This window comes from Mycobacterium sp. (assembly GCF_049673265.1).
In the GTDB taxonomy this organism is placed as follows: domain Bacteria; phylum Actinomycetota; class Actinomycetes; order Mycobacteriales; family Mycobacteriaceae; genus Mycobacterium.
Map to the genome: position 1 here is coordinate 1 of NZ_JBATXN010000249.1, position 6082 is coordinate 6082.

A 6082-nucleotide genomic window follows, 5' to 3' on the forward strand; every position below is an offset into this window, starting at 1 on the left:
GGCAGCCCCGCGTCGAAGACATTCGGGCAAATCCGGGTGGGCCGGGTAAGTATCGTGTCGACGGTCATAACGACTCCTCGCTCGCAACAAGCCAGCTGTGCGTTAGCGGTTGCTAACCGCGACGCAATCGTTGCTCCGGTACCGCCAAGACACGTCAGTGGACGGATACTGATCTTTCGCCTTGCCGCTCGGCTACCACTTCTAAGCTGTATGGATGCGGTTGACGTGGCCGTTGACCGGCCGCTCGAAGGAACAGCGACTTATCGAAGCCGCGATTTCCGACTCGGACTCGTCCGGGATCGTGGTTTGCGGGGCCGCCGGCGTGGGAAAGAGCCGAATCGCCCGTGAGGCACTCCATTCAGCCGCGTCGCAGGGATGTGAAGTCCGTTGGATAGTGGGCACGTCTTCGGCACGGTCGATTCCGTTAGGGGCACTGAGCTCATGGGCAGAGCGTGCCGTCGACGACAACCTGGAATTGATCCGCGGGGTGGTCGCCTCGCTGACTTCATCGTCTGCGGGCAAGACGGTGGTGGTGGGCGTCGATGATGTGGCACTACTCGACGACCTGTCGACGTTCGTTGTGCACCAGATCATCCAGCGCCGTGCCGCGAAAGTCGTACTCACCATCCGTGGAGGACAACCGGTTCCCACCGCGACGCGCGAGCTATGGAACGGCGGACAGTTCGACCGTCTTGACCTACAACCGCTGTCCGAATCCGACATCACCGAGCTCATCTCGGCAACCCTGGGCGGTCCGCTGGATCCGCAGGCCGCCGAGCGGTTGTGGACGTTGACCCGCGGCAACCCGTTGTATCTGCGAAACATCGTCGAGCAGGAGGTTGCTGACGAGCGGCTCACAATGCAAGACGGGTACTGGCGCTGGCTCGGGGATCCGGTCCTACCGCCCAGCCTGGTCGAACTGATCGAAGAACGGGTCGGCGGCCTGCCCGGCGAGGTCAGCGACGTCATCGACGCCCTCGCCGTCGGTGAACCCATCGAACTCGGGTCTTTGACCCGGATGACGGATTCGGCCGCGGTCGAACAGGCCGACCTACGCGGTCTCATGGTTCTTGACCAAATAGGCGATCGGGTAGAGGCAAGGTTGGCACACCCGCTATACGGCGAGGTGCGCCGTAATCGCGCGGCCGCCACCCGGCTGCGACGGCTGCGTGGACTCGTCGCCGCCGAACTGGCCGCATCCGGCGATCATGACGACGTCGGCATGGTGGTCCGCCGGGCCACGCTGATTCTCGACTCCGACCTCGGGCCCGATCCGGACCTTTTTGTTCGGGCGGCCCGTGGCGCGGTCTGGCTGTGGGAATTTCCGCTCGCCGATCGGCTCACAGCAGCAGCAATCCTCGCCGGAGGGGCAGCGGACGCGAAGCTGATTCGCGCCTACGCCTTGTCGTGTATGGGTCGTGGCCGGGAAGCCGACGCTCTGCTCGCCGACTTCCAAGCCGGCGAATTGGCCGACGCAATATACGGGCGGGTGGCCTTTCTGCGGGCCACCAATCGGCTGTTCACCCTCGCCGACCCGGTAGGTGCAAAGACGCTCATCGATGATGCATCCGACGTCGCGGGGCCGCAGGCTCGCAGCTGTATCGACGCGTTTCTGACGGTGTACTGGGCGGCGATGGGCAAGCCGGACTTGGCCATCGAGGCATCAGGCAAGTTCACCTGGAATGAACTGCCCGACCTCGTCGCCCAGCGTGTGACCGCCTGGGCCCTCGCCCTTGCGTTCGGAGAAGCGGGCCGCGCCGACGAAGCCGCCGCAGCGGCACGGGCCGGTTACCCCGTTCCCATTCGCTCGTTCGTGATCATCACCGACGCCCATATCGGCGCACGCTTGTTGTCTGGCCAAATCGCCGATGCCGAGGGGCCGGCGGAAACCATCCGACAACGTCAAATCGAATTCCGAGCATTTCAGTCTTTCCAAGTTGGTTCTCTCGCGGTGGGCAGGGTGGCGCTTGGTTCGGGGCGGCTCGACGCGGCGATTACCCTGCTGACCCAATGCACCGAAACCGTCGAGGCTTCCAGGGCCAACGGGTGGGATTATCGATGCCAGATTCCGCTGACGACGGCGCTGGCGATGCGCGGCTCAACGGATGAGGCAGCGGCCTGGATCGGCACCCTCGAAAAGCAGCGCCATCCGAGCTGGCGATACCTCGATTACGAGTTCGCGATCGCCAAGGCGTGGGTGGCCGCCGAGCAGGGCGCCGTCAGTGAAGCTATCGTGATCGCGCTTGCTGCCGCCGAAACAGCTAGGGACAACCGTCAATTCGCCCCTGAAGTGATGTGCTTGCAAACGGCGACCCAGTTCGGGGAGCGGTCTTGCGGGGCACGACTGCGGGAGCTCGAAGCGATCGTCGAAGGGCCGCGCGTCGGTGTCGCAGCCCGCTTTGCTGAAGCCTTGCATGATGGCGATGGTGCCCAACTGGCCGCGGTATCAGCCGAATTCGAGGATATGGGTGATCTCATCGCTGCTGTCGATGCGGCGGCGCACGCAGCCCTCGCTTACCGGCACCACGAGTTGCGCGGATCGGCGTTGGCATGCTCGGCAAAGGCCGAGGCGTTGGCCGAGCAGTGTGGCGGCGCCAGCACGCCCGCCCTGCGTAAGGCTGTCGAACGATTGCCGCTGACCGACCGTGAACGAGAAATCGTGATGCTTATCGGGGAAGGACTATCCAACCGGGATATCGCGGCGAGGCTGACGTTGTCGGTTCGCACCGTCGAAAGCCACATCTATAAGGCGATGGCCAAAACCGGCACACTCAACCGCGAGGAACTCGCGGCGCTGTTGCCTCGACGCCGGGAATGCCCTGGCGACGACGGCTCTCGTCAACTCAACTGATCGACTACGGCGGCCGTATCCAGCCAGATGCTCTCCCGGCTGATCAGGCCGTCGCGGAACTCGAAGACATGCATCATTCGGAAACTGATGTGTCGTCCGTTACCCGGAAGCCCAAGCAATGATCCGATGACCGTTCCGGTCATCAGCTGCTCGAGGACCATCGCGCTGTTGGCAAAGTACTGGCGCAGAACATCCCAGCTCTCGCTGCGGAAGTTGGCGGTGAGGTAAGCGTAGAAATTTCGCGCCGCATCCTTACCGCAGCTCGGGCTATCGGGGAATCCGACGACGTCGTGCTCGATGTCATCGGTGTATACGGCCACCGCGCCCTCGATATCGCCTTGATTTTCGGCCCTCATGTGGCTGTCGACCAGCTGTTGCATCTGGCTGCTGTCCATCGCTGCCTCCTGGACCAGTGGTATCACGCCGCACCGCTTCGAAATATCAGTAGTGCGCCACTGACATCAATCGATCGACCGCGATCGACGATTCCAGTAACGGATCGCACCGATGGAGGATTGAAATGCTCACCCCAAACCTCGTACTCAACACTTCCACTGAGGCCGTCGACAACGATGAGGCCCGAGAGCGACTCGTGTCGCCGGCGCCGGTCCAGATCATCGAGCAACCGGCACCGGTCCTGATCACCGAGCAAGAGGTTGTATTCGGCACGGCGGCAGCTGTGCGGCCGCAGCCGTCGACCTTGCGCCGGTGGGCCGAGGCGACTCGCGTTCTGCTTGCAAGCATGGAGCGCGCGCTGGTGGTGTCGCCGCACGATGACCGCCAGAAACGCCGCGATTACCCGAAGAACTACGCATTCTTAGAACGCGCCAGCATGGCGCGCGCGATGGAACGCCTTTAATAGTCAGCGGAAATCTTCCGCGTCGGAGAACCGGGCACCCACCAGATCGTCATGCAGGTAGCTGAAGGCGACCTTCTCGTTAGTTACGTCCGGGGCAGGGGGATCCATGCAGGAGACCTGTTTGGCATTCCAGCGACGAACAAATCTGTTGAGACAGAAGGGATTGCGATCCACCGGGTTCGGGACGGGAAAATTGTCGAGTATTGGTCGGTGGTGGATTTCGCCGGGATCGTGGCGCAATTGGGTCTCATGCCCGCACCTGGCGGCTGAGAAAAGGCCGGGCCGCATGCCTGGATGAACCAACACGGGAACATCGCGAATGCCTGGTAAGGCAGGATCAGTTCCCATGGAGCAGGTGTGGGTCAACCGGGCGGTCAGCGCGGAAGCCGCCGTCACCGGGCGGCATCTGAAACGGCTGTGGGCATTGCCCGCCACCCAGCTCGGCGTGGTGGCCTGGCCGCCGACCCGACGCGACCGATGGTTCGGCGGCTGGCATTACTGGTGGCAGGCGCATTTGCTGGACTGCCTTCTCGACGCGGAGTTGCGCGACCCGCAGCCGGAGCGGCGCATCAAAATCCGCCGGCAGATTCGCTCGCACCGGCTGCGCAACAACGGGTCCTGGGTCAACAGCTACTACGACGACATGGCGTGGCTGGCGCTGGCGCTGGAGCGGGCCGCCCGGATCGCCGGCGTGGAGCGCAAACGCGCACTGCACAAATTGAACGACCAATTCGTCAAAGCGTGGGTGCCCGAAGACGGCGGCGGCATCCCGTGGCGCAAGCAGGACCAATTCTTCAATGCCCCGGCCAACGGTCCGGCGGGAATCTTCCTGGCCCGCTACGGCGACCGGTTACGACGGGCCCAGCAGATGGCGGACTGGATCGACGAAACGCTGATCGACCCCGACACACACCTGGTGTTCGACGGCATCAAGGCGGGTTCACTGGTCCGCGCGCAGTACACCTACTGTCAGGGCGTGGTGCTCGGCCTGGAGACCGAGTTGGCCGCCCGCACCAAAGATGAGCGGCACGGGCCGCGAGTACATCGCCTGGTCGCCGCCATCGACGAGCACATCGCGCCGGCCGGGGTACTGCGCGGCGCCGGCGGTGGCGACGGCGGCCTGTTCCACGGGATCACCGCCCGCTACCTGGCTTTGGTGGCCACTACGTTGCCGGGCGAATCCGCTGCGGATGCCGCGGCCCGTGAAACCGCCCGCGAAATCGTGCTGTCCTCGGCACAGTCGGCGTGGGACAACCGGCAGTCGGTGCAGGGGCTGCCGCTGTTCGGGCCGTTCTGGGATCGCACCGCCGACTTGCCCACGTCGGGCGGCCAGCAGGCCGAGTTCGTCGAGGGTGCGGTCACCGGTTCAGAGATACCCGAGCGCGATCTGTCGGTACAGCTGTCCGGTTGGATGCTGATGGAGGCCGCACACGCAGTGATCACCAACGAGAGGACGATTAATGAGTAAGGTCCACCCCGACGCCGAGTCGGCTCTGCACGGGCTGCTGAAGGACGGCATCACGATCGCTTCCGGTGGATTCGGCCTGTGCGGCATCCCGGAGAATCTGATCCAGGCTCTGGTGGACAGCGGCGTCAAAGACCTCACCATCGTCGGAAACAACGCTGGCGTAGACGGTTTCGGCATGGGCCTGCTGCTCAAGGCTCGGCAGGTGAAAAAGGTCGTTGCCTCCTACGTCGGCGAGAACAAGGAATTTGAGCGTCAGGTGCTGGCCGGTGAACTGGACCTAGCGCTGACGCCGCAGGGCACGCTCGCAGAAAAGTTACGGGCCGGCGGGGCAGGCATTCCCGGCTTCTATACCCGCACTGCCTACGGCACCAACCTTGCCGAAGGCAAAGACACCAGGGTCTTCGACGGCACCGAATATGTTCTGGAAGAAGGCATTCGGGCCGATGTGGCGATGGTCAAAGCGTGGAAGGGCGACACAGCCGGCAACCTCGTCTACCGCAAGACGGCGCGTAACTTCAATCCGATGATCGCCACCTGCGGCGCCGTCACCGTGGCCGAGGTGGAAGAACTGGTCGAGGTCGGCGAGCTGGACCCCGACCTGATCCACACGCCCGGCATCTATGTGGACCGCATCATCGCGGGTAACAACTACGAGAAGCGCATCGAGTTCCGCACCACCAGCGGTGGCGCAGCGCTCAAGCACGACAGCCCAATTCGCGAGCGGATGGCCCAGCGGGCGGCACAGGAACTGCGCGACGGCTACTACGTGAACCTGGGCATCGGCATCCCGACGTTGGTGGCCAACTTCATTCCCGACAACATCAACGTGACGCTGCAGTCGGAGAACGGGCTGCTTGGCATCGGTTCCTACCCGCGCGAAGACAGCGTCGATCCCGATCTCATC

General features: G+C 63.7%; 6 protein-coding genes. 5 read left to right on the forward strand and 1 reads right to left on the reverse strand.

From position 1 onward, the window contains the following. Window positions 1-214: 214 nt before the first annotated feature. Window positions 215-2851, forward strand: coding sequence for a LuxR C-terminal-related transcriptional regulator (locus tag WBF82_RS08810; protein WP_424382667.1), 2637 nt, complete (start codon window positions 215-217; stop codon window positions 2849-2851). Here WBF82_RS08810 and WBF82_RS08815 read toward each other — a convergent pair. Further along, a complete protein-coding gene (locus WBF82_RS08815; RefSeq protein WP_424382668.1) occupies window positions 2839-3246 on the reverse strand; it encodes a nuclear transport factor 2 family protein in 408 nt (135 codons plus the stop codon). The genes WBF82_RS08810 and WBF82_RS08815 overlap by 13 nt on opposite strands. A gap of 125 nt (window positions 3247-3371) precedes the next feature. Here WBF82_RS08815 and WBF82_RS08820 point away from each other — a divergent pair, with 125 nt between their 5' ends. The 4 genes from WBF82_RS08820 to WBF82_RS08835 all read left to right on the forward strand — a co-directional run. Further along, window positions 3372-3710 (forward strand): hypothetical protein, encoded by a 339-nt coding sequence (locus WBF82_RS08820; RefSeq protein ID WP_424382669.1) that lies wholly within the window; start codon window positions 3372-3374, stop codon window positions 3708-3710. 51 nt (window positions 3711-3761) lie between these two features. Beyond that, window positions 3762-3980, forward strand: coding sequence for an ester cyclase (locus tag WBF82_RS08825; protein WP_424382670.1), 219 nt, complete (start codon window positions 3762-3764; stop codon window positions 3978-3980). Between the two features lie 76 nt (window positions 3981-4056). Next, entirely contained in the window at window positions 4057-5178 is a 1122-nt protein-coding gene (locus tag WBF82_RS08830; protein ID WP_424382671.1) for a glycoside hydrolase family 76 protein, read from the forward strand. Further along, window positions 5171-6082 (forward strand): 3-oxoacid CoA-transferase (locus WBF82_RS08835; protein WP_424382672.1); only part of this gene is annotated, 912 nt, incomplete at its 3' end. The genes WBF82_RS08830 and WBF82_RS08835, both read left to right, overlap by 8 nt.